Below are 23,012 nucleotides of genomic sequence, written 5' to 3'. Positions count from 1 at the left end.
AAGCGCCCATGTCGCGTGATACCGATACCCAACGAATCGATCGGCGGAAGTTCCTTGCGGCCGGCGCAGGCGTCGGGGCCGCATCGATAGCCGGCTGCCTCGGCGGCGACGAGGGGGTCGAAGAGGACGACGGCGCGGATGATGCGGCGGACGACGGCGACGACGATCTCCGCGACATCATGGTCGGCATCCTGATGCCGGAGACGGGCGATCTCGGCTCGCTCGGGGTTGGGATCAGGGATGGTGCCCGACTCGTCGCCCGGCAACTCGACGGCGAAGTGGATTTCAACCTCGACTTCGCGACCGGCGACACCCAGACCGACCCGCAGGCCGGGATCAGCGAGGCCGACTCGCTCGTCGATGCCGGCTATCCGGCGATCGTCGGGGCGGCCGCCTCGAACGTGACCCTGCAGGTGACCCGGCAATCGTTCATTCCAAATCAGGTGGTGGGGATGTCGCCATCGTCGACCTCGCCGGCGATCACCGACCTCGATGACGACGGCTACATCTTCCGGACCGCCATCTCCGATGCGCTTCAGGGACCGGTCGCCGCGGACTTCGCGATGGACGAGTTCGGTGCGGAGACGGCCGGGACGCTCTATTTAAACGACGACTACGGACAGGCGCTTGAGGCGGCGTTCGTGGACGCGTTCGAGGGGAACGGTGGTGAAGCACTGAATCGCGTCTCCTTCGAACCCGAACAGCCCTCCTACAGCTCGCAGTTGGAGAACGCGCTCGATGACGACCCGGACTTGCTCTTCGTCATCGGCTTCCCGCAGTCGGGGATCCAGCTGTTCCGTGACTACTATGACGGCTTCCAGGACGACGTCGACCTCCCGATCCTCGTTACGGACGGACTCATCGACGACGACCTCCCCGGTGAGGTCGGCGACGACATGGAGAACGTCTGGGCGACCGCACCCGCTGCGGCCGGACCGGGAGTCGAATTCTTCCGGGAGTCGTACGAGGCGGAGTGGGGCGACTCCGCCGGTGTCTTCAACGCGGAGGCGTACGACGCAGCCGCGACGCTCGTGCTCGCGAACGCCGCGGCCGGCGACAACGACGGGACCGCGATCCGCGATGCGATCCGTCCCGTAACCGACCCCGGCGGTGAACTCATCACCCCCGAAAACCTCGCGGAGGGGGTCGAACTCGCCGCGGCCGGCGAGGAGATCGAGTATCAGGGCGCGGCGTCCGAGGTCATCTTCGACGACAACGGCGACGTCGCCTCCGCGTCCTACGACATTTCCCGGGTCGTCGACGGTGTCTTCGAGGTCCAAGAAACCGTCGAGGTCGAGAACTGATCGACCTCCTCGCTTCGAATCCACCGCATCACCGTTTTTGACCGTCCGATAGCACACCGAGTCCTGGCCGACGAAATGCGTGTCAGGCACCGATCTCACGAACATGCCCGCCGCGTTCGGACGGATTCTTTATCTACCGGACGGGACAAACATGCGATAGTGAGCGATCCCATTCCGACCGGCTGTCCCTCGGTCGATGACCTCCTCGGCGGGGGGTTCGAACGCGGTGTCGTCACCCAGTTATACGGCCCCCCGGCGGCGGGCAAGACGAACCTCGCGCTGGCCGCGGCCGTCGAAGTCGCCGCTTCCGGCGGTCGCGTGCTATATATCGACACCGAAGGGCTCTCGATCGAGCGGTTCCGTCAACTGGCGGCCGCCCGCGTCGATGAAAACCGGACCGCCGGGGGCGATGATGCGGTCGGGAACGGCGAGGACTCGATCGAGACGATCGCCGGACGGTTGATCATCACCGAGGCGTACGACTTCGATGACCAGCGGGAGGCGGTCCGGGACGCCGAGGAGCTCGCGACGCAGGTGGACCTGATCGTCCTCGACTCCGCGACCGGCTTCTATCGGCTGGAACGCGCCGACGACGTCGAGGGCGGGGACTCGCTGCGTGCCGTCACGCGGCAGGTAACCCATCTCCTCTCGTTGGCGAGGCGGTACGACCTCGCGGTCGTCATCACCAATCAGGTGTTCACCGACCCTGACGCGGACCGGGTCCGTGGACTCGGCGGCAACACGCTCGAACACTGGACGGGAACGATCCTGCGTGTCGACCGCTATCGTGGCGGAAACCGCCGGGCGACCCTCGAAAAACATCGATCGAAAGCCGCCGGTGACAGCGCCGGATTTCGGATCGTCGAGGACGGGTTGACCGACGGCGCAGCGCCCTGATCGACCTTTCGGACGGTACATACCTGACCGACGACACCGCCGTCGACCGACGGGTGGCGACGACGGGGTGCCGGATTCTCAGGCGATCGCTCGGGTCTCGGCATCTTTCGAGGTGGAGCCCCCGGCCTCAAGGAGCGAGGGCTTCCGACTGGTCGGAAGCACGATGCGAGTAGGCCGGGGAGGAAACCGACATGATGGGAAACAGACACTGTGGTTTCTGCCAGCCGACTCGCTATCCGATACACTTTTTCGGGAGGCCGCCCTACAATTAACTAGTGATACCGTCGCACAAGTCGCCGGTATCACGGGCCGCAGTAGCCCGGCCCCGAATGGTGGGGACGCCGACCCCGAAGGTCGTTCGGTACGGGCGAGGAACGACCTTCCTCCCCGGCGACAACTGACGGCGAGTCCCACATCAAAGCCCCTCCCTCAACGAGCGAGGTCGTCAGACCGAGCGAAGTAGGCAGGGGTCGGTTACAGGTCGCCGAGCTTTCTGAGGAGTTGGCCGCGGTACTCCTCGTCCGCCCTGATTCCCTTTATTTCGAGGACGTTGCGTTCGAGCTTGTCGAGTGCGACGTGGAAGGCGTGCTCGGAGCCGTATCCCTCCCCGGATCCCGCGACCTGCCCCTCGTTCGTTCTGAGCCGAATCTGACACTGGATAAGCGGCGTGCCGCGGAGTTTCTCCTTGTGTTGGTGGAACCGGACGTGTGCGTGCATCACCTGCATCGCGGCGTACTTGTCGGCGACCTGCTCGATGGATTCGACGATATGCTCCCGGCTCGTCGTATCGAGGAGGTCGACGTTGGTGATCTGGACGTCCATCGATTCCTGTTCGGTGAACGTGAGCGCCCGGAGCACGTCGGTCTTCGTCACGATCCCGGCGACGATCCCGTCGTCGCCGTCGGGCGTGACGACGAGTCCCGAGAGGTTGTTTTCGAACATCCGCTCGACGACGCGCTGTGCGGTCTCGCCGGCGGTCGCCGTGATGGCTGGGCTCGTCATAATGTCGTAGACGGGAAGGTCGAGCATCCGATCGATGTCGCCTGCGCGGTCGCCGCTACCCTGTCGCTCCTGATCGCGGACGACGAACTCGACGATGTCGTTGGTGGTGACGACGCCGGTGAGCCGGCCGTCGTCGTTGAGCACGGGAAGCCGTGAGACGCCGTTCTCGCGGAGCCGGTTGATCGCCTGTCCAACGCGATCCTTTTGATTGATGCCGATGACGTCCTCGGTCGCGACCTGATCGACGGTGATCGCATCGAGGCTGTCGAGGACCGCCTGCAGGATGGCATCGACGGTGATGATCCCGTAGAGCTTCTCACCCTCGTAGACGGGGGCGATCTTCACATCGCCCTCGACGAGTAGACGGGCCGTTTCACGGACGTGCTCGTGACGGCTCACGGACGGCGCGGTTTTCATCACGACGGAGACCTTGGTGTCATCCTCCATTCGGGATCGGAGGAGCTGTTTCTCACCGACAACGCCGGCGTACTCGCCGTCCTCGGTGACGACGACGCCCTTTGGATTTTCCCGCTCGAAGATAGACCGAACCTTAGCGAGCCGTTCGTCGACGTCGACCTCGACGTATTCCGGCACCGCGATATCAGCGATATTCATGATCCAGTTCGGAGCTATGTCGGGCCGGGTATTGAAACTGGGGCTTTCAGCCGTCCGCGTGGCTGACAGTCACTCTCACCGGTCCGAGAAGCCGCCGGATTGCCGTTTGTCACGCCGGATCCGATCGGCGGGCAATATACACGTCGTAGGATCCGGTCGCGGCCACCGATGGCGCCACGTCCGCGACCGAGGTCACGATGTGCCCCGCGTTTTCGCTTCCGAGGAAGACGATGTCCGCGTCCGCCTCCGCCGCCCGTCGTCTGATGACGCCGGCGATTCGGCCGCTGACGCTTCGTTTCCCGACGAACGCGTGCTCGAAGGTGGCCTTCGGTGCGATGGACGACACCGCCGTTTCCGCGGCCTCGATGATCGCGTCCGCGTCGTACTGTTCGCCCGGTTCGAGGAGGTCACGCTCACGTGCCCAGCTCGTGTTCCCGTGTGGAACGACGATGAACGCCAGCACCGCCGTCTCGTCGGCGGCGAGTTCCCCGGCGCGTCGAAGCGCGGTCCGTGAAAGCGGGGATCCGTCGAAAGGAACGAAGTACGTCCGGCTCATCGCCCGCCCCCCCATGTCGCGATCCGTTCGCCCGTTTCGATCCCGTCCCACAACGCGGCGTGTACCCGCCCGTCACCGGCGACCCAATCGCCGGCGACGAAGAGGCCGAGCGGCTCCGCCGTCCGGGCGGCGGTCGGGTCGATCCCGTCGTCAGGGAGGGCGTATCGCCATCCCTGATCGTCGACCCAATCCGGATCGCGCACACGTTCCGAATCGAGGAGGTCGGCGGCATGATCGGCTGCGACGGCGGCGGCATCCGCGAGCGGATCGTCGTAGTGTTCGCTGGACCACGCGGGACTCATCTGGACGATGAGGAGGCTCTCGTCGTCTGGGACGTGACCGTCCTTACACTCCTCGCGGGCGAGCCAGCCGACGGGATGCTCGCGATCGTCGTTCAACAGCGCGTAGTACGGCCGCTCGATCCGCTCGTCATAGCCCAACACGAGCGTCCGGATCGTCCGATACGGTACCGATGCGACGGCGTCCCGGAACGCTTCGAGGTCCTCCCCGTCGACGTCCTCCGCGATGTCCGTCGCGATCGTCGTCTCCGCGAGCAACTCGGCCGTCTGCGGCGCGGGCGGCGTGTAACAGACCGCATCGAAGGGACCGTGTTCGGCCCCGTCCGTGTCCTGAAGCGTCCACCCGTCCGTCGTTCGCGTCGCCGACTCGACGCGCGTCGTCTTTCGTACCGTCGCGTCGGTTCGAGCGAACAGGCGCTTTGCGAGCCGAGTGATCCCCGTCTCGAAGCTCCACTTATGCTCGTCGCGGTCGTCGCCGGGACGCACGTCCCCATCGGCGCCAAAGAGCCAGACCGGATCGGTGACGTCGACGAGCCCCTCAGGACCGATCGCATCGAGCAGATCGGCCGTTCGCGGATCGGTCGATTTGAGGTAGTTCGCACCGTGGTCATATCGACGGCCGTTCCGTCGACGGGTCGCCGCCCGGCCGCCCACGCCGCGGCTCTTTTCCAGCACGGTCACGTCGACGTCGGCCGCCCGAAGCGCGTAGGCGATGCCCGCGCCGGCCACGCCGGCGCCGACGACACAGAGTCGAACACCCATATGCTCCATCCGGCCCGAACCCACAAGGACGTATCGACCCGAGTGAAACCCTTTTGACGATAGGGAGCCACCGGAACGCATGTACGACGCCGTCGTCTTCGATAACGACGGGGTGTTGGTCGGACGGACGCCCTTCGACACGCTCCGGGAGGCCGCCTTCGAGGCCTTCGTCCGCATCGGCGTCGACGACCCGGACATCGCACACGTCGACGAGATGGCGATCGGCGTGGACCCAGCCACGCTGAGGGACGTCTCGGAGCGATATGGGTTCGACCCGGCGGAGTTCTGGCGTATCCGCGACGAGAGCGCGAGCCTCGCACAGATGGCCGACGTCCGTCGCGGACGGAAGACCCCGTACGACGACGTGGGCGTGTTATCGGCTCTCGATGCGGATCTGGGGGTCGTCTCCTCGAACCAGCAGGCGACCGTCGAGTTCGTCTTGGAGCACTTCGGGCTCGCCGATCGGTTCGACGCCGCATACGGCCGCGAGCCGTCGATCGCCAGCCTTTCGCGGAAGAAGCCCTCGCCGTACTATCTGGAGTGTGCGTTGGAGGACCTCGATGCGGGGACCGCGCTGTTCGTCGGCGACAACGAATCGGACGTCCTCGCCGCCGACAACGCCGGTATCGACTCGGCGTTCATCAGACGCCCGCATCGACGCTCCACCGAACTCAGCTGTCAGCCGACCTATGAGATCGACGACCTCCACGACCTCGTCAGCATCTGTGGACGCTCCCCGATCGACTCGATCTGAGGGGATGGGGTCGGTTTACTACGCGGGGGGCGACGTGAGGACGGCCCCACCGACAGTGTTTTTCACGGGGCCGAGCGAGTACAGCCGTGAACGTTCGGGGACCGATCGTCTCGGTGGAGGACACGCGGACCGTCTCGACGTCGTATGGCGATCGCGAGCTTCGTGAGATCCGGATCCGGCCGGAACGCGGGGCGGCCGATCCCGTCCGGGTGACGCTCTGGGGTAAGTGGGCACAGACGGGTGAGCATGCCCGGATCGGGATGGAGCTGCTCGTGACCGACGTGGAGGTCGACGAGTTCCGTGGGGAGACGACCTACGCGACGACCCGGGAGTCGTGGGTCGTGCTCGAACCCGACTTCCTCGTCGACGTCACGGGGATCCGCTCGTGGGTGCAGTGTCCCCGGATGTACTATTTAAATAAACTCTCCGGGATCCCGCTGAATTACCCGGTCGTGAAGGGGACCATCGTCCACGAGGTGTTCGGCGACCTGCTCCGTGGCGTCGACCTCGAGGAGTCGGTCACCGAGCGCGTCGCGGAAGCCGGGCTCGATCTGGGTCTGCTCGGCTACGACGCGGCCGAGGTCGAAGACGAGGTCCGTCGCAACGCCGCGGCGATCGAGGGGTGGCTCGCGCAGGGAACCCTCACCGATGAGGACACGTGGCGCTCGGAGTTCACCCTCATCTCGCCGAGGTTCGGGCTGAAGGGCCGTGCCGACGCGCTTCGCCGCGGGACGCCCGTCGAACTGAAGACGGGGAAGAACACCAACCGCGAGCCGCGGTTTCACGACAAGGTGCAGGCCGCCTGCTACGCGCTGATGCTTGAGGAGCGCGGTGAGGACCCGGACATCGGGACGCTGTTATATACGAAAAACACCGCCCTCGATCGCAACGAGGAATCCGGCGACCTCGCGCCCGCGAAGGAGTTCTCCGTCGGTCGGGGCTTTCTGGAGTTCGTCGTCCGTGAGCGCAACGCGCTCGCCGCGATGGAGTGGCGCGCGTTGCACGACGCTGCGAACGACGACGCCCCGGACGTTGACACCGTGGACGACGATGGAGGCGACGAAGCCCGAACCCGTCCGACGGTGCCCACGGGCTACGAGGCCGACGCGAAGTGTCAGTTCTGCTTCGAGCAGGACACCTGTATGGTCGTCTCCGGGCGGCTCGACCAGGAGTCGAAGGCCGGACAGGTCGGCCGACCGGTGCCCGACGAGGAGCTTGTCTATTTCGACCGCTTTTATACCGCGATCGAGGAGGAGCGCCGCGAGACGCACGCGGAGTATCGAAAACTCTGGGAACAGACGCCTGCGGAGCGGGCGGCCGACGACCGGGCGCTCATCGACCTCGAACCGCTCGGCAAAACCGAGATCTCGGAGGCGCGGTGGGAACTCCGGGCTCGCAAGCCGGGCGATGCCGTCTCGAAGCTCCGCGAGGGCGACGTGGCGCTCGCGAGCGACGGCGACCCGGTCGGCGGGCATGCTGAACTCGTCCGGATTCGTCGGCTCGGTCCAGATGGCGAGGTCGTCGTCGAGGCGGACGAACCGGTCACCCTCCGGCGGCTCGACGTCTACCCCTCCGAGATCTCCGTCGATCGGATGCTCACCGCCCTCCACGACGCGGTATTAAAAGGGGATCCCGATCGGAAGGACGTGATCTTCGGTCGGCGGGAGCCGGCATTTAAAAGCGTGGTCGGGTCGGGGGCCGCCGGCGACGCGGATTTGTCCGATGAGGGTGCGGAACCGGTCTACATCGACAACAACGCCTCCCAGAACGCCGCCGTCGACCTCGCGGTCCGCGCGGCGGACTGCGCGTTGATCCACGGCCCGCCGGGGACCGGCAAGACCTACACCATCGCGCGGACGATCCGCGCGCTCTGTGAACGTGGCGATCGGGTGTTGCTCGCGGCGTTCACGAACCGCGCGGTCGACAACGCCCTGGAGGCGCTCCGGGATCAGGGCTTCGAGGACGTCGTCCGGGTCGGGACCGAAACCGGCGTCCGGGAGGACATGCAGGACGTTCGGCTACGGACTCGCGGCGACCCGGACGAGCGCGCGGCGGAACTGAAAACCGCCCCCGTGGTCGCCGCCACGACCGCCGCCTGCGGATCGCGGGTGCTTCGGGAGTGCGAGTTCGACGTCGCGCTCGTCGACGAGGCCTCACAGCTCACCGAGCCGAGCACCCATGCGGCCATCACGCTCGCGGACCGGTTCGTCCTCGTGGGCGACCACCAACAGCTGCCGCCCGTCGTCCGCGCCGAGAACGACCTGCAGCGATCGCTTTTCGAGCGACTCATCGAACTGTACCCGGACGCCGGCGTGATGCTCGATCGGCAGTACCGAATGAGTCAGCGAATCCAGGCGTTCGCCTCCGCGGAGTTCTACGACGGGGCGTTGCGTCCGGCGACGCCCGCGGTCGCCGGACAGAGCCTGACGGACCTCGGCGTGGCAGTGGACGACCTCCCGGAGGAACTGGGTCACGGCGTGAACTTCATCGATCCGGACGGTCGCCGCGACGGCAACCGCAACGTTCGGGAAGCCGAGCGGGTCGCGGAGATCGTTGCATCGTACATCAAGGCGGGCGTCGATCCCGACGACATCGGCGTGATCGCCCCGTTCCGTGCGCAGGTCGCGGAGATCTCCCGTCGGACGGACGTGACGGTCGACACCGTCGACCGGTTTCAGGGCTCCGCGAAGGAGGTGATCGTCGTCTCGTTCGTCGCGAGTGGCACGCTTGACGGGCCGATCTTCGATGATTATCGCCGGGTCAACGTCGCGCTCACACGCGCGAAGAAGGAACTCACGCTCGTCGGCGACGCGGCGGCGCTTGCCTCCGATCCGTTTTATAGGCGAATGCTGGCGTGGGCGCGGCGATAAAAAGGGAGATCGCGTGGTTTCGAGGCGGATCTAGTCGCTCGTAATCCCCGGTTCGTACTCGGCGACTGGTTCGCCGTCGATCCGCGTGAAGTAGTTCGCGAGCGCCGGGCCGCTGACGTTGTGCCAGACGCTGAACAGCGCGGGGATCAACGCGGCGATCGGATCGAAGAACGCGACCGCCAGCGCGACCGCCAGGCCGCTGTTCTGCATGCCGACCTCGAACGCGCAGGCACGGGAGCGGTCCTCCGCCATTCCCGTCAGGCGGCCGATCCCGTACCCGGACCCGAGCCCCACCCCGTTGTGGAGGATCACGGCGAGGAAGACGACGGCGCTCGCGGTGAGGATGTTCTCGACGTTGAGCCCGACGACGGCCGCGACGATGGCGACGATGGCGGCAACGCTGATCGCCGGGAAGATGGAGAGTCCGGCTTTCGCCGCCGTCGGCGCGTACTGATCGAGGAGGTATCGAAGCGTGAGCCCCGCGATGACGGGGATCAGCACGATGAGGACGATCTCCTCGGCCATCTCCGCGAAGGTGACGGTGATCTGCTCGCCCGCGAGGAGGATCACCCACGCCGGCATCACCAGCGGCGCGGCGAGCGTCGTCACCGAGGTGATCGTCACCGAGAGGGCGACGTCACCGCGGCCGAGGTACGTCATCACGTTCGAGGCGGTCCCGCCCGGTGCGGCCCCCACGAGGATCAGCCCGACGCCGATCTCCCAGGGGAGCCCGAGGCCGATCACGAGGAGATATGCCGCCGCCGGCATGATCACCCATTGGGCCAGCGAACCGATCAGGACGTCACGCGGCCGTTCGATGATCCGTTTGAAATCGGCGGGCGTGAGCGTCAGGCCCATCCCGAGCATGATGACCCCGAGGAGGATCGAGATATAGTCGCCGAGCGGGGTGAACGTCCCCGGCGTGTAGAGCGCGACGGCCGAGAACAACAGCACCCAGGCGACGAAAAAGCGGCTCGTGAACGAGCCGATCCGCTCCAACGTGTTCAGCCAACTCATCGGCCACCTCCGGTCCCGTTGTGCGCGACGTGCGCCGTGTGTGGGATCATGTCTTGAGACTGGATAACAATTAATAATAATTTTATTGGCTTCCTCGTCGGCGGGTATCAAATGCCACAGAAGATTCCAGTAAAATCAACGACCGAACCCCCTTCAACTCCCTCAGTACCGTTCATATCGTCCCGTTTCCTCTGAGCATCAATAACTAATATGACATTAGGTCGGGGACATTGTCGCGGAGTTCGTCGGGACGACTGCAGGAGGGGTTTGAACCCGCTTCGGTTCACTCAGTTCGCGTTTCACTCATTCGCGGCTGGCGTCACGAAGCCGAGAAGGACCGTCAGCCCGGCCAGCGCCGCAAGCGCCAGAAACGCCTCGTCGAAAAATCCGCGGTCGGCCGCCGCTCCGACGAGGACCGGGCTACTCGCGCCGACGGTAAACGAGATCGTCCGGAGGATTCCGAACCCGGTTCCCTGAATGTCGTCGGGGAGCGCGAGGATCAGGTGCGTCTGGGTCACCGTCGCAAAGCCGAGCAACGTGCTCAAAAGCACCGTCACGGCGGCGAGTGGCCAGAAGCTCTCAAGCTGAGTGAGAATCACGAGGCCGACGGCTGCAACGCCCATCACGAACACCAGCGTCCGTCCAACGCCGATGCGGTCGTATGCAGCCCCGGAGAGGGGTTGAACGACGACGCCGAGCGCGAAGAAGAGTCCGAAGAGCACGCCGGCGAGGGTTGCAGAGAGCCCCTTCTCGTCGATCAGATACGTCGGGTAGAACCCCGTAAACGCCTGCCAGACCGTTACGCCGAGCAACAGCAACCCCGTGCCGTAGACGACCGCCGGGATCCGGAGCCCGGAGAGGACGGCTCGCGCGGACTCGAACGACGGTCGATCGGCGCTTCGAGTGGATTCCGATCGATGGGAGGGAACCGCGAGCCAGAGTGCGACCGCGGCGAGGGCGAACAGCGGGATCGCGAAGGCAAAGCCGAACTGCCAAGCGAGCACGGCGGCGAGAAACCCGGCGATCGGCGGGAGGATCGACTGGCCGAGGTCGGCCGCCCCGGAGACGACGCCGTTTGCAGCCCCGACGCGTTCCGGATAGAGGTCGGCGAGGATGGTGTATCGGGCGACGGCGTACAGCGCAACGCCGACCCCGAAAAGCGCCGTGACGGCGAAGAGCACGGCGGTCGATCCGGCGGTCACGATCAACGCGAGCGTCGCCACGGAGATGGTCGAACTGACGATCAGGATGGCCTTCTCGCCGAACCGGTCCGCCAGCAGGCCACCCGGAAACTGACCGAGACCATACGCGACGAACAGGACGGTCAATAAGAGCCCGGCCGTCGTGAGATCGAGGCCGTAGGCGGTTCGTAGATGCGGGAGCAGGATCGGATAGATCATTCGGACGCCGATCGAGAGGAACCAGCCACCGGCGATCGCGACCAGAATCGGTCCTCGACCGTGGCTCCAGAGTCCCTTCGCCTCACGCGTTAGAATCGAAAGCGCGTCCAAAGGAATCGGTGACACCGTTGAAAAATTATCGGTCCGCGGCATCAAGGTTGTGAAGCCGGAAGGGGAGGTCCGATACTCACCACGGTCTCGCTATTCTCACGCACCGATCGTCGGCACCACAGGTTCTCCCTTCGGTCGGTTGGACGACTATGTGACCGCCACACAGTCCCCCGGCCGTTTCGTGATATTTAAGTAGCGAACACGGGTGTATTCGAACGCAAGAACTGCAGGGGCATCGGGTCCCGAGTCCGAAAGGGCGACGATACAACGCGGGTTGCGGTAGCCAAGTCTGGCCCAAGGCGCAGGGTTGCTAACTCTGTGGCGTCACTGCCTCCGGGGTTCGAATCCCCGCCGCAACGCTCGAACGGACGAGATCCCGCCGGATTCGCGCCGGTAGGGCTCACCACAACCAACACATGAGCACGGAAGAATCTCAGGACGGCTCACCGGAGGAGGCGGAGAACCTCCAGTACTTCGTTCGGATCGGGGGCACGGACCTCGACGGGACGAAGACGGTCGAGCGGAGCCTGGCAGAACTCAACGGCATCGGCACGCGCACGGCGCGGCTGGTCGCCGAGGAAGCCGACGTGGACCGACACGCCACGTTCGGCCTGCTCGACGAGGAGGAGATCGACACGGTCGTCGATATCGTCGAGAACCTCGCGGACCACGTCCCGTCGTGGATGACGAACCGACAGAACGACTTTTTCACCGGGGAGACGAGCCACCTCGTTGGCACCGACGTCACCGAGAAGCGGCGTCACGACATCAACCGGATGAAACTCATCGAGTCGTACAAAGGCGTCCGCCACAAACGCGGCCAGAAGGTTCGCGGACAGCGGACGAAATCCACCGGCCGGACCGAGGGGACCATCGGCGTCAACGTCGAGGAGATCCGCGAGGACATGGCCGAGGAGGGTGATGACGAATGAGCACCGGCAAGAACACCAAGGGGTATGAGACCCCGAACCACCCGTATCAGGGAGAGCGCATCGCACAGGAGTCCGATCTGCTCTCGCGATACGGCTTGAAAAACAAAGAGGAACTCTGGCGTGCGGAGTCCGAACTCCGCAACATGCGCCGTGAGGCCCGACGCCTCCTCGGTGAGGCACAGGGTGACGCGGAGCTCGCCCAGGAGAACGGCGCGGATTTCGTCGCCCGGCTGCGACGGATCGGCATCCTCGGCGATAACGACGACATCTCGACGGTCCTATCGCTCGATGTCACGGACCTGTTGGAACGGCGGCTCCAGACGATCGTCTACCGCCAGGGATTCGCGTCCTCGCCACAGCAGGCACGCCAGTTCATCGTTCACGGACACATCACGGTCAACGGCGCCCGCGTCACGCGGCCGTCGGTGAAACTCGACGTGTCCGATGAGGGTGCAGTCGCCTTCGATGAGACGAGCCCGCTCGCGGATGACCTCCATCCGGAGCGCGCGGAGTCACAGGAGTAACCAATCATGAGTGGATCATCGGACGGAAAGTGGGGGATCGCCCACGTGTATGCATCGTTCAACAACACGCTCATCACCGTCACCGACGAGACGGGCGCGGAGACGATCGCGAAGTCCTCCGGCGGGACCGTGGTGAAACAGAACCGCGACGAGGCGTCGCCGTACGCCGCCATGCAGATGGCGGACGTCGTCGCCGAGCGCGTGAAGGAAGCCGGCCTGGAGGGCCTGCACGTCCGCGTGCGTGGCCCCGGCGGCAACCTCAACAAGTCCACCGGTCCCGGTGCGCAGGCGACGATCCGCGCGCTCTCTCGTGCGGGCATCGAGATCGGCCGGATCGAGGACGTAACGCCCATCCCACACGACGGGACGAAGGCACCGAAGAACAAGCGAGTCTAACATGACTGACGCCGATTTCGACGTGGAGTACGTCGAACGCGACGAGCGGAGCGCCCGGGTGCTCATCCGGGGGCTCACCCCCGCGTTCGCCAACGGCATCCGCCGGGCGATGATCGCGGACGTGCCGACGTTCTCGATCGATACCGTTCGGTTCATCGAGAACTCCTCGGTGATGTTCGATGAGATGATCGGTCTCCGTCTCGGGCTCATCCCGCTGACGACTCCGGTCGACGAGTTCGAGATCGGTGACGAGGTCACCCTCGCGCTCGACGTGGAGGGCCCCGGCACGGCCTACTCCGGCGACATCGAGACCGCCGAACCGCTCGTCCAACCGGCGGACGAGAACGTCCCCATCGTCGAACTCAAGGAGGGACAGCGGCTGGAGTTCGAGGCCGACGCGGTGTTGAACACCGGCAAGGAGCACGCCAAACATCAGGGCGGCGTCTCGGTGGGCTACCGACATCTCCAGCGGGTCACGATCGAGGGCGACCTCGGCGAGTTCGATGACGACGAGCCGCGAATCCTTCGCGGCGTCATCGAGACCCCCGACGGCGATATCGTCGTGACCGACGAGTTCGACAACGACCTCTCGAAACGGTATCCCGGCAAGGAGGTCAGCGTCGAGGACGTTCCGGGCGCGTTCGTCTTCCACATCGAGACGGACGGCTCCTTCAGCGTCGAGGAACTGCTGCTCCGCGCGATCGACTCCATCGAGGGGCGCGCGGACGAACTACGAACGAAGGTCGCGGTATAACCGTACCCACCATGGCTCCCAACACCACCCAGATTCCGACCGCCCCCGACACGGCATCGATCGATGCTGTCGCGTCGACGTCGACCGCCGGCGTCGGTTCGAGCGTGTTCGCTCGCGCGGGCGACGACGGGACCGAAAGTGGTTTGAATGGAGCCGGGGTACGATGGAGTGCACGCAGGGATAGCCAAGTCAGGCCAACGGCGCAGCGTTCAGGGCGCTGTCCTGTAGAGGTCCGCAGGTTCAAATCCTGCTCCCTGCACTCCGTTTTCACGACACTCTCCAACTCGGAGGGACAGCTATGAGTAGCAAGACGAATCCACAATTACAGAACCTCATCGCCGAGCTGAAGTCGACCTCGCGGGAGTCCGGTGCCAACGTATGGCAGGACGTCGCGGATCGACTCGAAAAGCCACGGCGCACGCACGCTGAGGTCAACCTGGGCCGTATCGAACGATACGCGCAGGAAGACGAGACGGTCGTCGTCCCCGGCAAGGTGCTGGGCAGCGGTGTGCTCGAAAAGAACGTCACCGTCGCCGCCGTCGACTTCTCGGGAACGGCCCGCACGAAGATCGACCAGGCCGGCGAAGCGGTGACGCTTGAACAGTTCGTTGAACAGAACCCCGACGGCAGCAACGTGCGGGTGATCCGATGAGCCTCGCGACTATCGACGCCGATGTCGTCGTCGACGCCCGGGACTGCATTCTCGGACGCGTCTCCTCGGAGGTCGCCCAGCGCGCGCTCGCCGGCGAGACGGTCGCCGTGATCAACGCCGAACGCGCCGTGATCACCGGCAACACCGAGGCCACGATGGAGACCTACCACAAGCGCGCGGAACTCGGCTCCGACAGCGGGCCGTACTATCCGAAGCGCCCGGACCGCATCTTCAAGCGGGCCATTCGGGGCATGGTGCCGTATAAGACCGACGACGGCCGCGAGGCGTTCTCGAACGTCCGCGTCTACGTCGGCAACCCCTACGAGCGCGACGAAGACGTCGAACCCGTCGTCTTGGAGGATACCTCGCTGGATCGACTCTCGAACATCAAGTTCACGACGCTCGGGGAGATCTCCGAGTCACTGGGAGCGAACGTCACATGGTAACGAACACCTCAGGCAAGAAGAAGACGGCCGTCGCCCGCGCCACGGTGCGCGACGGGCAGGGCCGGGTACGCATCAACTCCCAGCCAGTCGAGCTGGTCGAACCGGAGCAGGCGCGGCTCAAGATGTTGGAACCGTTCCGCATCGCCGGCGACGACCTCCGTGACGGCGTCGACATCGACGTCGACGTCTCGGGCGGCGGGTTCAGCGGGCAGGCCGACGCGGCTCGCACCGCCATCGCACGTGGACTCGTCCAGCATCTCGGCGACGCCGAGCTGCGTGACGCCTACATGAACTTCGACCGGACGCTTCTGGTGAACGACGTCCGCCAGTCCGAGCCCAAAAAGTGGGGCGGACCAGGCGCACGTGCCCGCTACCAGAAGTCCTACCGCTGAGGTGGTCACGCTATGATGATCCCCGTCCGGTGTTTCACGTGCGGCAACGTCGTCGCCGAACACTGGGAGGAATTCGAAGAGCGCGCCCGAGAGGGCGATGAGGACCCCGGCGAGGTCCTCGACGACCTCGGGGTGAACCGACACTGCTGTCGACGCATGATGGTTTCACACCGGAACCTCGTCGACGTCGTCTCGCCCTATCAGTAATCATGCCGGAACAGAGACACAATCGGTACGAAAAGGCCCGAATACTCGGTGCGCGAGCGCTACAGGTGTCCTACGGTGCGCCCGTGCTCATCGAGACCGATCGGACCGAGCCGATACTCGTCGCCGCCGAGGAGTACGACGCGGGGGCGCTTCCGTTCACCGTCAGGAGGGAGACGAACGAATGATCCTTGGGAGGAAGACCAACCAATGACCCGAATCACATCAGTTTCACTGCGTCGGATCCTCGAATCGCGTGGGAACCCCACCGTCGAGGCCGACGTGCTCACGGAGTCGGGCGGCTTCGGCCGCGCGGCCGCACCGAGCGGCGCATCGACCGGGGAGTTCGAGGCGATCGAACTCCCGCCAACCGAGGCGATCGCCTCGGCGAGAGAACACGCGATCCCGCGGCTTGAGGGCCTCTTCGCCGGCGACCAGCGCTCGGTCGATGGGGCGCTCCGGGCCGCCGACGGGACCGAGGACTTCTCGGCCATCGGCGCGAACAGCGCCGTCGCCATCTCGATGGCCGCCGCGAAGGCGGCCGCCGACGTGCTCGGTGCCCCGCTGTACCAGCACCTCGGTGGCGCGTTCCGTGGCGATAACTTCCCCACGCCGCTCGGCAACGTCATCGGTGGCGGCGAGCACGCGAAGGAGGCGACTCATATCCAGGAGTTCCTCGCCGCACCCGTCGGCGCGCCGAGCGTCGCGGAGGCGGTCTTCGCGAACGCGACGGTCCACGGGACTGTCGCGGATATCCTCGATGAACGTGGCGTGCCCGCAGCGAAGGGTGACGAGGGCGCGTGGGCACCGCCGATCTCCGACGCCGAGGCGTTCGAGGTCGTCGAGGAGGCGGTCGAGCGCGTCGAAGACGAGGTGGGCTTCGAGGTCCGTTTCGGGCTCGACGTCGCGGCCGCGGAGTTGTATGACGCCGACGAGGAGGTCTACGTCTACGGCGACGAGACGAAATCGGCGGACGAGCAGGTCGAGTACATCGCCGAACTCGTCGACGAGTACGACCTCGCATACGTCGAGGACCCCTTCGATGAGAACGATTACGAGGCGTTCACGGCGCTTACGGAACGCGTCGGTGACCGGACGCTGGTCTGCGGGGACGACCTCTTCGTGACGAACGTCAAACGTCTTCAGAAGGGGATCGATATGGATGCGGCGAACAGCATCCTGATCAAGCCGAACCAGATCGGGACGCTCTCGGACACCTTCGACGCGGTCGAACTCGCACACCGAAACGAGATGGAGTGTGCCATCTCTCACCGGTCCGGTGAGACCGAGGACACGACCATCGCACACCTCGCCGTCGCGACCGATGCCGCCTTTATCAAGACGGGATCGGTCGGTGGCGAGCGAACGGCCAAACTGAACGAACTGATCCGCATCGCGGACGACGCGGTATGACGGATCCCAAACACGTATGACGAAAGACAACGACGCGGTCGAACTCGACGCCGACGCGGAGACCGAAACGGTCGACGCCGACGCCGAGGAGGAGGCCGCCACGAGCGAGGAATCGACCGCCGACGCGGCCGCGGAGGACGCGGACGTCGAGGCTGAACCGGACGTGGATGCACCCACCGAAGACGTTGCGGAGGGAGCGGAAGCCGATGCTGCCGAAGAAGCCGAAGAAGCCGAGGAAGACACGTCGCCGTTCGACGACGACGTGATGCCGGATGAGGACGCGGACCTGCTCATCCCCGTCGAGGACTACCTCTCGGCCGGTGTCCACATCGGGACCCAGCAGAAGACGAAGGACATGGAGCGGTTCATCCACCGCGTGCGTGACGACGGGCTCTACGTGCTCGACGTCAGCCAGACCGACGGTCGGATCCGTACCGCCGCGGACTTCCTCGCGAACTACGACCCGGAGCAGATCCTCGTCACGTCCTCGCGACAGTACGGTCGGTTCCCAGCCGAGAAGTTCGCGGACGCCATCGGCGCGCGGGCCCGCACCGGTCGGTTCATTCCAGGGACGCTGACGAACCCGGATTACGCCGGTTACATCGAGCCCGATGTCGTCGTGGTCACCGACCCGATCGGTGACGCCCAAGCTGTCAAGGAGGCGATCACCGTCGGCATCCCCGTCATCGCGATGTGTGACTCGAACAACCAGCTCTCGAACGTCGACCTCGTCATTCCGACGAACAACAAGGGCCGTCGTGCCCTGTCGGTCGTCTACTGGCTCCTCGCCAACGAGACGCTCGACCGCCGTGGCGCTGACACCGTCTTCGCGCTCGACGACTTCGAGGACGAGCTGTAAGCTTCGGATTTCACCCGACCGACTTCTTCCATCGTCGACCGGATAGCGGTGCGCTCGCGGAAACGACTGCAACCGTCCGCAGGACCTCAATCGTCGGCGGGTGATCCGTCGTGTGTCCCGGACTCCCTACCGAGACTGACGGCGACGGGTTCGATCCGTTCGCTCGGGATCGTCCCATCCTCGCGCAGGCCTCGCTCGGCATAGTATTCCTGAATGGCCTCCTCGATGTCGGGGATGTCGTATGGCAAGTCGTCGTCGGCGATGTCCTTGCCGCGCTGATTATTGAAGTGCCGCTCCCGTTCGATCGTCTCCGCGCCGATTTCGAGGAGTTCATCGTCCGAACGACCGAGCAGCGTCGCCAGCCGTTCCGGGGTCATGTAGTCGCTTCCGAACGCACAGACGATGGCGGAGTCGCGGATGGCGTTCCGGTTCTCTTTTTCCACGAGGAGTTCGGACTTTCCAAGCGTCCCTTCCGGATCGATCTCGCCGGCGTACTCCGGCGAGAGCATTCCGGCGTACATGTGGTCGCCTCCACGGTTCGCGACCGCGTACGAGAGCCCCTGTCCGTGGAGGACGCGGCCGTCATGGGCGGCGAACTCCATCCCTTTCACCGTGTAATTCTCCACACCGAGTTCGTCGTGGGCGCGGTGTACTCCCTCCGCAAGCAGGTCGGCGAGCTCGTCATCATCCTCCCGATAGGCGATCCGTTTCGTGACCTCGCGGGCGAGTTCGGCGTCGCCGAAGGCATCCTCGCTTTTCAGGTAGGCGGCGACGGTGACCCCCGCCGAGATGGTGTCCATCCCGAGGGTGTCACACAGTTCGTTCGCACGCATCACGTCGACGATATCGCCGACGCCCTGTGAGGAGCCGAACGCGTAGACGGTCTCGAACTCCGGACCCTCCGTCTCGACGCCGGTTTCCTCGTCGCGTGTAGGAAGCTTACAGGCGTATGCACACTGCGAGCAGGCCTCCTTTTTGTACTTTTTTTCTTCGACCGCGTCGCCGCCGATGGCGGCCGCACTCTCGAATTCGTACGCCTCGAAGTAGCGGGTGGGAAGCGAGAAGTTCTCGTTGATGAACTCGGTCCCGCCGGTCGTGCCCTGTCGTTTCATCCGATCATCGGACGTGGCGGCCTCCCGGTGGATGTCCATCGCGGGTGGATCCGGAATCTCGATCTCCGGATGGGCGTCGCCGGAGAACGTGACGGCTTTGAGGTTTTTCGACCCGAGAACGGCACCGAGCCCCCCGCGTCCGAAGGCGCGCGAGTCGTAGGTCATCACGCAGGCGAACCGAACGAGGTTCTCACCCGCCGGGCCGATCGTGATACAGTTTTCGGGTCCGAGCCCCCGGGTCTCCGCGATATGTTCGGAGACCTCCGGAACCGTGGCGCCGACGAGGTCGGGGACCGGCTCGAACTCGACACCGTCGTCGTCGACGTGTGCGATGAGCAGCTCGTCGCTCGCGCCCGTGATCTCCAGGGTGGAGATGCCTGCCCCCGCGAACTCCCGGGAGAGATAGCCGCCGGCGTTCGTCGAGGCCAATCCATCCGTGAGCGGCGAGAGGGCAGTCATCGACATCCGGCCGGTGAACGACGTGTGTGAGAGCTGGAGCGGACCCGTGGCGAGATAGGCTCGGTTTTCGGGACCAAACGGGTCCGCATCGAAGGGGATGCGATCGTGTGCGAGCGCCGTCGCCACGCCACGGCCGCCGATGTATCGTTCGAGGATTCCGTCGATCGGCGTTCGCGTCGCGCGTCGCTCCGTGAGGTCGAGCGTGAGGAGGGGCCCCTCGGCGTGAAGCATGGATCGGCGTTGTGGACGGAGTGATAAAGCTCTACCTTCGGGTGGCCGGGCCGTGAGACGTGTCCGATCAAAACGACAGCCGCTGGCCTCCCCGACGGCGATATCTACGGTCCACGCGAATAGGTTCGAGCCGCCTCCACCAGATTGTCGAAGGCACCGCTTGCGGGATGACGGTGTGAGTAGGTTCCAACGGTACGATATTCAGACAAGCCGTCGTGCTCTCCATCGATCCCCTTCCCACGAGCCATGTCGAAGACGAACCGGGCGTCCGACTCGACGTCGAACGCCTCTCCGCCCGGAAACGTGTGTGCCGAGTAGTGAAACTCGTGGCCTCGGTGTCGCTCACCGGCGGTCGCGGTGGCGTTGTCTTCGGTCGCGACGAACTCGACGTGATCGAGCGCCTGATACCGGTCCCGCATCGTGACGGTTCCCGGAAGGACGCCGGCCATCCGATACGTCCCCCCGTCGGTCGTCGTCAGCGACTCGACGAGAGCCATCAACCCGCCGCACTCGCCGAGGATAGGAAGCCCATCCGCGGCACGATCCGCGAGACTCGAGAGGGCTGGCGAGCCCTCGAGGGCCGGACCATGGCTCTCAGGATAGCCCCCAGGGAGGTATACGGCATCACACGCCGGGAGATCCTCCCCGGCGGTCGGTGCGAACGTCACGACAGCGGCCAGCTCGCGGAGCCGTTCGAGCGTGGCCGGATAGATGAACCGGAAGGCCTCGTCGACGGCGACGGCGACCGTGGCCTCGTTCGGAGGTGATCGGGTCCGCTCCGACCGCCCGTCGTCCTCCTCGGAGGGTTGTGGACCCGGGACCGGCGTGGCCATCCTCGCGATCGCCTCCCCGTCGATCGTCTCCGCGGCCTTCGCGATCGCGTCCGTCGGGATCGACACCTCCGACCCCATATGTAGCCCGAGATGCCGATCCGGGATCTCGAGGTCGTTCATCGGTGGCACGTAGCCGAGCCAGGTCATCCCGTCCGGTATCGACCGCTTGATCCCGTCCGCGTGGGTTCCCGGATGTGCGCGCGCGGCGATCACGCCGACGACGTTCACTCGCGGATCGTCCACGGTCCTCGTTACTTCCGGAGGGAGCTCGGCGTGCGTCGCGTACGCTTTAAATCCGAGCGCCGTGGCCCCGACGCTCTGCATCCCCGCGGCGGCGTCCACCACCAGCACAACGGGTACGTCGAGGGCCGCCGCGGTCGCCGCCGTCGAGGTCACCGAGCCGTCGTAAAGTCCCATCATCCCCTCCACGACGGCTATGGGGGATTTCACACCCTCCCCCGTCGCGGAGGCTGGTTCGCGCTTCCCGCTCGCGACGTCCCGTTCGATGGTCTTCGCTGAGCGGTGGAGGTTCTCCCGGAGGCCGTCGACGCCCTGCATCCACGTATCAAGCGTTCGTGACTGTGTCCCCGTTATCGCCGTATGATGGCTGGGGTCGATATAATCCGGACCGGTTTTCGCCGGGATCGGCACGTACCCGGCGTCGGAAAGCGCCCGTGTAACGGCGAGCGTCGTTACGGTCTTGCCGACGTTCGAGGCCGTGCCGGCGATGACGATGCCCTCCATGCGGTGTCGTGTTGACGTTGTCGCGCACCGTATGGTATCTTTCGACATCGACGGGTCGTTGTAGCCGCCATGTCGTTTCGCGCTGGCTCCGGTCTCGCCCGCTCCAACAGGACTAGAAATAAGCCGAACCCTTCGCGGAGGGTTCCCTTCGTGTATCCGTTCGAGCTCCGTTCAGCCGAGCAGACCCAGCCCCTCGATCCGCTCGACGATCTCCTCGACTGCCTCCTCGGCGTCGTCCGTCCGCTTTCCGCCCGTAATGACGATCTTGCCGCTCCCGAAGAGCAGGATGACGACCTCCGGTGTATCCATTCGGTAGACGAGCCCCGGGAACTGCTCGGGTTCGTACTCCACGTCCTCCAAGCCAAGGCCGATCGCGAGGGCGTTCAAGTTGAGGTTGTGTCCGAGGTCGGCGCTCGAGACGATGTTTTGGACGGTGATCTCCGGGTCGTCTTCAACGGGGATGCTCAGCCCGCGGAGCTTCTCGAAGATGATCCCGAGCGCCTCGTGGACGTCGTCGATGCTTTTCGCCCCCGTACAGACGATCTTTCCGGATCGGAAGATAAGCGCCGCCGCCTTCGGCTCCTGCGTGCGGTACACCAACCCGGGGAAGTTGTCGGGGTTGAAATCCGCACCCGGGAGGTCCTCCGCCAGCGCCTCCAAGTCCAGCTCCTGACCGATACCCGTCGATGCAACCACGTTCTGTATCTCGATAGAGTCTGCAGGGTTCGTCATCGTTCGCTTTTATATGTGTCCCCCTCCCTTATAAACGTCCGTGGTATAAACGATCGCCGGCACTCGATCGGGGTCGATCAAACGCACGTGTTGTAATAAACGGGAATGTATGCAATTTTTCATACAGCTGTACTTTTATAATCGTGTTTTGCATCTCAATTTAGCATATCCGTTTTGATGTGGTCTCGTCTTTCTCCGTCGCGGTCGTATAAGAATTACATATACTCCGCACGGTAGCCGTCGACCCTCCCACGTCCTGGCGACCGTCGAACGTTCCGCCCGTTTCCTTCGATTCGCAGACGGCGTTGAACAAGCCGTATCGGGGATCGGGGTGGTTGAGCCATCCGACACTGGAGCCGGCCGGCTTTGGTGACCGTATTCCCCGACCATTTTATGTGTCCATCATGGATCTCCATGAGAACGCATTCACATGAAACCGCATGACGTGGCGGCGATGGTTCGACGGCGTTAAGTATACCCCGGGGCTCGTAACGAATGCGAAGAACGCATCCGCGAACTCGGGCCGTTCAACTCGGCCCGGTTTCGCTGGATCTGGGATCGTTCGATGGGTTTATGCCTCATCGAATCCAATGTTCAGATCCGCAGAAAATGAGGGTTCCGCCCCCTGCGCTCCGGCGTAAGAGGGAATCTGATGTGAGCCTTGGTAGTTCGGTGTCATCCGGAACGCTGGATGCATCGGACACCATATAGACCATGCAATGGTGTTTTGACCCGAACGATC

The 23,012-nt window shown here is 64.8% G+C and carries 23 protein-coding genes and 2 tRNA genes; 17 read left to right on the top strand and 8 right to left on the bottom strand.

The genetic code is table 11. The annotated features are described in order from the left end of the window. The first annotated feature begins 8 nt into the window (after positions 1-8). Both CHB65_RS12595 and radB read left to right on the top strand, forming a co-directional pair. Complete coding sequence (locus tag CHB65_RS12595) at positions 9-1,304, top strand: ABC transporter substrate-binding protein (protein WP_089385428.1); 1,296 nt, start codon at positions 9-11, stop codon at positions 1,302-1,304. 159 nt (positions 1,305-1,463) lie between these two features. Continuing rightward, positions 1,464-2,201, top strand: coding sequence for a DNA repair and recombination protein RadB (radB, locus tag CHB65_RS12590; RefSeq protein WP_245809970.1), 738 nt, complete (start codon positions 1,464-1,466; stop codon positions 2,199-2,201). Positions 2,202-2,675: 474 nt separating this feature from the next. Here the strand turns inward: radB and CHB65_RS12580 are convergent, their stop codons facing one another. The 3 genes from CHB65_RS12580 to CHB65_RS12570 all read right to left on the bottom strand — a co-directional run bounded on the left by CHB65_RS12580 (position 2,676) and on the right by CHB65_RS12570 (position 5,435). Continuing rightward, positions 2,676-3,818, bottom strand: a complete 1,143-nt coding sequence (locus CHB65_RS12580; RefSeq protein ID WP_089385426.1) for a CBS domain-containing protein — start codon at positions 3,816-3,818, stop codon at positions 2,676-2,678. Between the two features lie 109 nt (positions 3,819-3,927). Continuing rightward, on the bottom strand, positions 3,928-4,374 hold the full coding sequence (locus CHB65_RS12575; RefSeq protein ID WP_179213658.1) for a universal stress protein: 447 nt from the start codon (positions 4,372-4,374) through the stop codon (positions 3,928-3,930). Continuing rightward, positions 4,371-5,435 (bottom strand): NAD(P)/FAD-dependent oxidoreductase, encoded by a 1,065-nt coding sequence (locus tag CHB65_RS12570; RefSeq protein ID WP_089385424.1) that lies wholly within the window; start codon positions 5,433-5,435, stop codon positions 4,371-4,373. The genes CHB65_RS12575 and CHB65_RS12570 overlap by 4 nt, the downstream gene beginning before the upstream one ends. Positions 5,436-5,514: 79 nt before the next feature. Here CHB65_RS12570 and CHB65_RS12565 point away from each other — a divergent pair, with 79 nt between their 5' ends. Then, complete coding sequence (locus CHB65_RS12565) at positions 5,515-6,189, top strand: HAD family hydrolase (protein ID WP_089385423.1); 675 nt, start codon at positions 5,515-5,517, stop codon at positions 6,187-6,189. Positions 6,190-6,275: 86 nt separating this feature from the next. Then, the gene (locus tag CHB65_RS12560; protein WP_089385422.1) at positions 6,276-9,059 is read left to right on the top strand and encodes an AAA domain-containing protein; all 2,784 of its coding nucleotides are present in this window, start codon (positions 6,276-6,278) and stop codon (positions 9,057-9,059) included. Between the two features lie 30 nt (positions 9,060-9,089). On the opposite strand, the gene CHB65_RS12555 is transcribed toward CHB65_RS12560, so the two are convergent. Both CHB65_RS12555 and CHB65_RS12550 read right to left on the bottom strand, forming a co-directional pair. Further along, a complete protein-coding gene (locus CHB65_RS12555) occupies positions 9,090-10,076 on the bottom strand; it encodes a bile acid:sodium symporter family protein (protein ID WP_089385421.1) in 987 nt (328 codons plus the stop codon). 299 nt (positions 10,077-10,375) lie between these two features. Next, positions 10,376-11,602: an MFS transporter gene (locus CHB65_RS12550; RefSeq protein WP_218818945.1), complete on the bottom strand. Its 1,227-nt coding sequence runs from the start codon at positions 11,600-11,602 to the stop codon at positions 10,376-10,378. 258 nt (positions 11,603-11,860) lie between these two features. Between CHB65_RS12550 and CHB65_RS12545 the strand changes: the two genes are divergently transcribed. The 13 genes from CHB65_RS12545 (at position 11,861) to rpsB (ending at position 18,159) form a co-directional block, all read left to right on the top strand. After that, positions 11,861-11,946: transfer RNA gene (locus CHB65_RS12545), tRNA-Ser, on the top strand. A gap of 57 nt (positions 11,947-12,003) precedes the next feature. After that, positions 12,004-12,519 carry a 30S ribosomal protein S13 gene (locus CHB65_RS12540; RefSeq protein ID WP_089385419.1) on the top strand — a complete coding sequence of 172 codons (516 nt, stop codon included), beginning with the start codon at positions 12,004-12,006 and terminating at the stop codon, positions 12,517-12,519. Further along, on the top strand, positions 12,516-13,043 hold the full coding sequence (locus CHB65_RS12535) for a 30S ribosomal protein S4 (protein WP_089385418.1): 528 nt from the start codon (positions 12,516-12,518) through the stop codon (positions 13,041-13,043). Before CHB65_RS12540 ends, CHB65_RS12535 begins: the two co-directional genes overlap by 4 nt. A gap of 6 nt (positions 13,044-13,049) precedes the next feature. Then, complete coding sequence (locus tag CHB65_RS12530; protein ID WP_089385417.1) at positions 13,050-13,439, top strand: 30S ribosomal protein S11; 390 nt, start codon at positions 13,050-13,052, stop codon at positions 13,437-13,439. Position 13,440: 1 nt separating this feature from the next. After that, positions 13,441-14,193: a DNA-directed RNA polymerase subunit D gene (locus CHB65_RS12525; RefSeq protein ID WP_089385416.1), complete on the top strand. Its 753-nt coding sequence runs from the start codon at positions 13,441-13,443 to the stop codon at positions 14,191-14,193. A gap of 174 nt (positions 14,194-14,367) precedes the next feature. Continuing rightward, positions 14,368-14,452 (top strand) — tRNA-Leu (locus CHB65_RS12520). Positions 14,453-14,491: 39 nt separating this feature from the next. Next, positions 14,492-14,845, top strand: a complete 354-nt coding sequence (locus tag CHB65_RS12515; RefSeq protein ID WP_089385415.1) for a 50S ribosomal protein L18e — start codon at positions 14,492-14,494, stop codon at positions 14,843-14,845. Next, on the top strand, positions 14,842-15,291 hold the full coding sequence (locus CHB65_RS12510) for a 50S ribosomal protein L13 (RefSeq protein ID WP_089385414.1): 450 nt from the start codon (positions 14,842-14,844) through the stop codon (positions 15,289-15,291). Before CHB65_RS12515 ends, CHB65_RS12510 begins: the two co-directional genes overlap by 4 nt. Beyond that, entirely contained in the window at positions 15,285-15,683 is a 399-nt protein-coding gene (locus tag CHB65_RS12505; protein ID WP_089385413.1) for a 30S ribosomal protein S9, read from the top strand. The genes CHB65_RS12510 and CHB65_RS12505 overlap by 7 nt, the downstream gene beginning before the upstream one ends. A gap of 12 nt (positions 15,684-15,695) precedes the next feature. Beyond that, positions 15,696-15,890, top strand: a complete 195-nt coding sequence (locus tag CHB65_RS12500) for a DNA-directed RNA polymerase subunit N (protein ID WP_089385412.1) — start codon at positions 15,696-15,698, stop codon at positions 15,888-15,890. 2 nt (positions 15,891-15,892) lie between these two features. After that, positions 15,893-16,075, top strand: a complete 183-nt coding sequence (locus CHB65_RS12495; protein WP_089385411.1) for a DNA-directed RNA polymerase subunit K — start codon at positions 15,893-15,895, stop codon at positions 16,073-16,075. Positions 16,076-16,097: 22 nt separating this feature from the next. Next, entirely contained in the window at positions 16,098-17,300 is a 1,203-nt protein-coding gene (eno, locus tag CHB65_RS12490) for a phosphopyruvate hydratase (RefSeq protein WP_089385410.1), read from the top strand. A 16-nt stretch (positions 17,301-17,316) separates the two neighbouring features. Further along, complete coding sequence (gene rpsB, locus CHB65_RS12485; RefSeq protein WP_089385409.1) at positions 17,317-18,159, top strand: 30S ribosomal protein S2; 843 nt, start codon at positions 17,317-17,319, stop codon at positions 18,157-18,159. An 86-nt stretch (positions 18,160-18,245) separates the two neighbouring features. Here the strand turns inward: rpsB and CHB65_RS12480 are convergent, their stop codons facing one another. The 3 genes from CHB65_RS12480 to CHB65_RS12470 form a co-directional block, all read right to left on the bottom strand. After that, the gene (locus CHB65_RS12480) at positions 18,246-19,961 is read right to left on the bottom strand and encodes an aldehyde ferredoxin oxidoreductase family protein (RefSeq protein ID WP_089385408.1); all 1,716 of its coding nucleotides are present in this window, start codon (positions 19,959-19,961) and stop codon (positions 18,246-18,248) included. A gap of 104 nt (positions 19,962-20,065) precedes the next feature. Then, entirely contained in the window at positions 20,066-21,538 is a 1,473-nt protein-coding gene (locus tag CHB65_RS12475) for a cobyrinate a,c-diamide synthase (protein WP_089385407.1), read from the bottom strand. Between the two features lie 171 nt (positions 21,539-21,709). Beyond that, entirely contained in the window at positions 21,710-22,270 is a 561-nt protein-coding gene (locus CHB65_RS12470) for a TATA-box-binding protein (protein WP_089385406.1), read from the bottom strand. Positions 22,271-23,012 lie beyond the last annotated feature (742 nt).

Source organism: Halorubrum vacuolatum (genome assembly GCF_900188065.1).
GTDB classification, from domain to species: domain Archaea; phylum Halobacteriota; class Halobacteria; order Halobacteriales; family Haloferacaceae; genus Halorubrum; species Halorubrum vacuolatum.
This window is presented reverse-complemented; position numbering and strand designations above follow the sequence as displayed.

What these genes read in the sequence shown, in the direction of transcription:
- CHB65_RS12505 (WP_089385413.1), top strand. Translation starts at nt 15,285, where the DNA reads ATGGTAACGAACACCTCAGGCAAGAAGAAGACGGCCGTCGCCCGCGCC.
- CHB65_RS12515 (WP_089385415.1), top strand. Translation starts at nt 14,492, where the DNA reads ATGAGTAGCAAGACGAATCCACAATTACAGAACCTCATCGCCGAGCTG.
- CHB65_RS12480 (WP_089385408.1), bottom strand. Translation starts at nt 19,961, where the DNA reads ATGCTTCACGCCGAGGGGCCCCTCCTCACGCTCGACCTCACGGAGCGA.
- CHB65_RS12575 (WP_179213658.1), bottom strand. Translation starts at nt 4,374, where the DNA reads ATGAGCCGGACGTACTTCGTTCCTTTCGACGGATCCCCGCTTTCACGG.
- CHB65_RS12580 (WP_089385426.1), bottom strand. Translation starts at nt 3,818, where the DNA reads ATGAATATCGCTGATATCGCGGTGCCGGAATACGTCGAGGTCGACGTC.
- CHB65_RS12470 (WP_089385406.1), bottom strand. Translation starts at nt 22,270, where the DNA reads ATGACGAACCCTGCAGACTCTATCGAGATACAGAACGTGGTTGCATCG.
- CHB65_RS12565 (WP_089385423.1), top strand. Translation starts at nt 5,515, where the DNA reads ATGTACGACGCCGTCGTCTTCGATAACGACGGGGTGTTGGTCGGACGG.
- CHB65_RS12500 (WP_089385412.1), top strand. Translation starts at nt 15,696, where the DNA reads ATGATGATCCCCGTCCGGTGTTTCACGTGCGGCAACGTCGTCGCCGAA.
- CHB65_RS12535 (WP_089385418.1), top strand. Translation starts at nt 12,516, where the DNA reads ATGAGCACCGGCAAGAACACCAAGGGGTATGAGACCCCGAACCACCCG.
- rpsB (WP_089385409.1), top strand. Translation starts at nt 17,317, where the DNA reads ATGACGAAAGACAACGACGCGGTCGAACTCGACGCCGACGCGGAGACC.
- CHB65_RS12510 (WP_089385414.1), top strand. Translation starts at nt 14,842, where the DNA reads ATGAGCCTCGCGACTATCGACGCCGATGTCGTCGTCGACGCCCGGGAC.
- CHB65_RS12495 (WP_089385411.1), top strand. Translation starts at nt 15,893, where the DNA reads ATGCCGGAACAGAGACACAATCGGTACGAAAAGGCCCGAATACTCGGT.
- CHB65_RS12540 (WP_089385419.1), top strand. Translation starts at nt 12,004, where the DNA reads ATGAGCACGGAAGAATCTCAGGACGGCTCACCGGAGGAGGCGGAGAAC.
- CHB65_RS12530 (WP_089385417.1), top strand. Translation starts at nt 13,050, where the DNA reads ATGAGTGGATCATCGGACGGAAAGTGGGGGATCGCCCACGTGTATGCA.
- CHB65_RS12475 (WP_089385407.1), bottom strand. Translation starts at nt 21,538, where the DNA reads ATGGAGGGCATCGTCATCGCCGGCACGGCCTCGAACGTCGGCAAGACC.
- CHB65_RS12555 (WP_089385421.1), bottom strand. Translation starts at nt 10,076, where the DNA reads ATGAGTTGGCTGAACACGTTGGAGCGGATCGGCTCGTTCACGAGCCGC.
- eno (WP_089385410.1), top strand. Translation starts at nt 16,098, where the DNA reads ATGACCCGAATCACATCAGTTTCACTGCGTCGGATCCTCGAATCGCGT.
- CHB65_RS12595 (WP_089385428.1), top strand. Translation starts at nt 9, where the DNA reads ATGTCGCGTGATACCGATACCCAACGAATCGATCGGCGGAAGTTCCTT.
- CHB65_RS12570 (WP_089385424.1), bottom strand. Translation starts at nt 5,435, where the DNA reads ATGGGTGTTCGACTCTGTGTCGTCGGCGCCGGCGTGGCCGGCGCGGGC.
- CHB65_RS12525 (WP_089385416.1), top strand. Translation starts at nt 13,441, where the DNA reads ATGACTGACGCCGATTTCGACGTGGAGTACGTCGAACGCGACGAGCGG.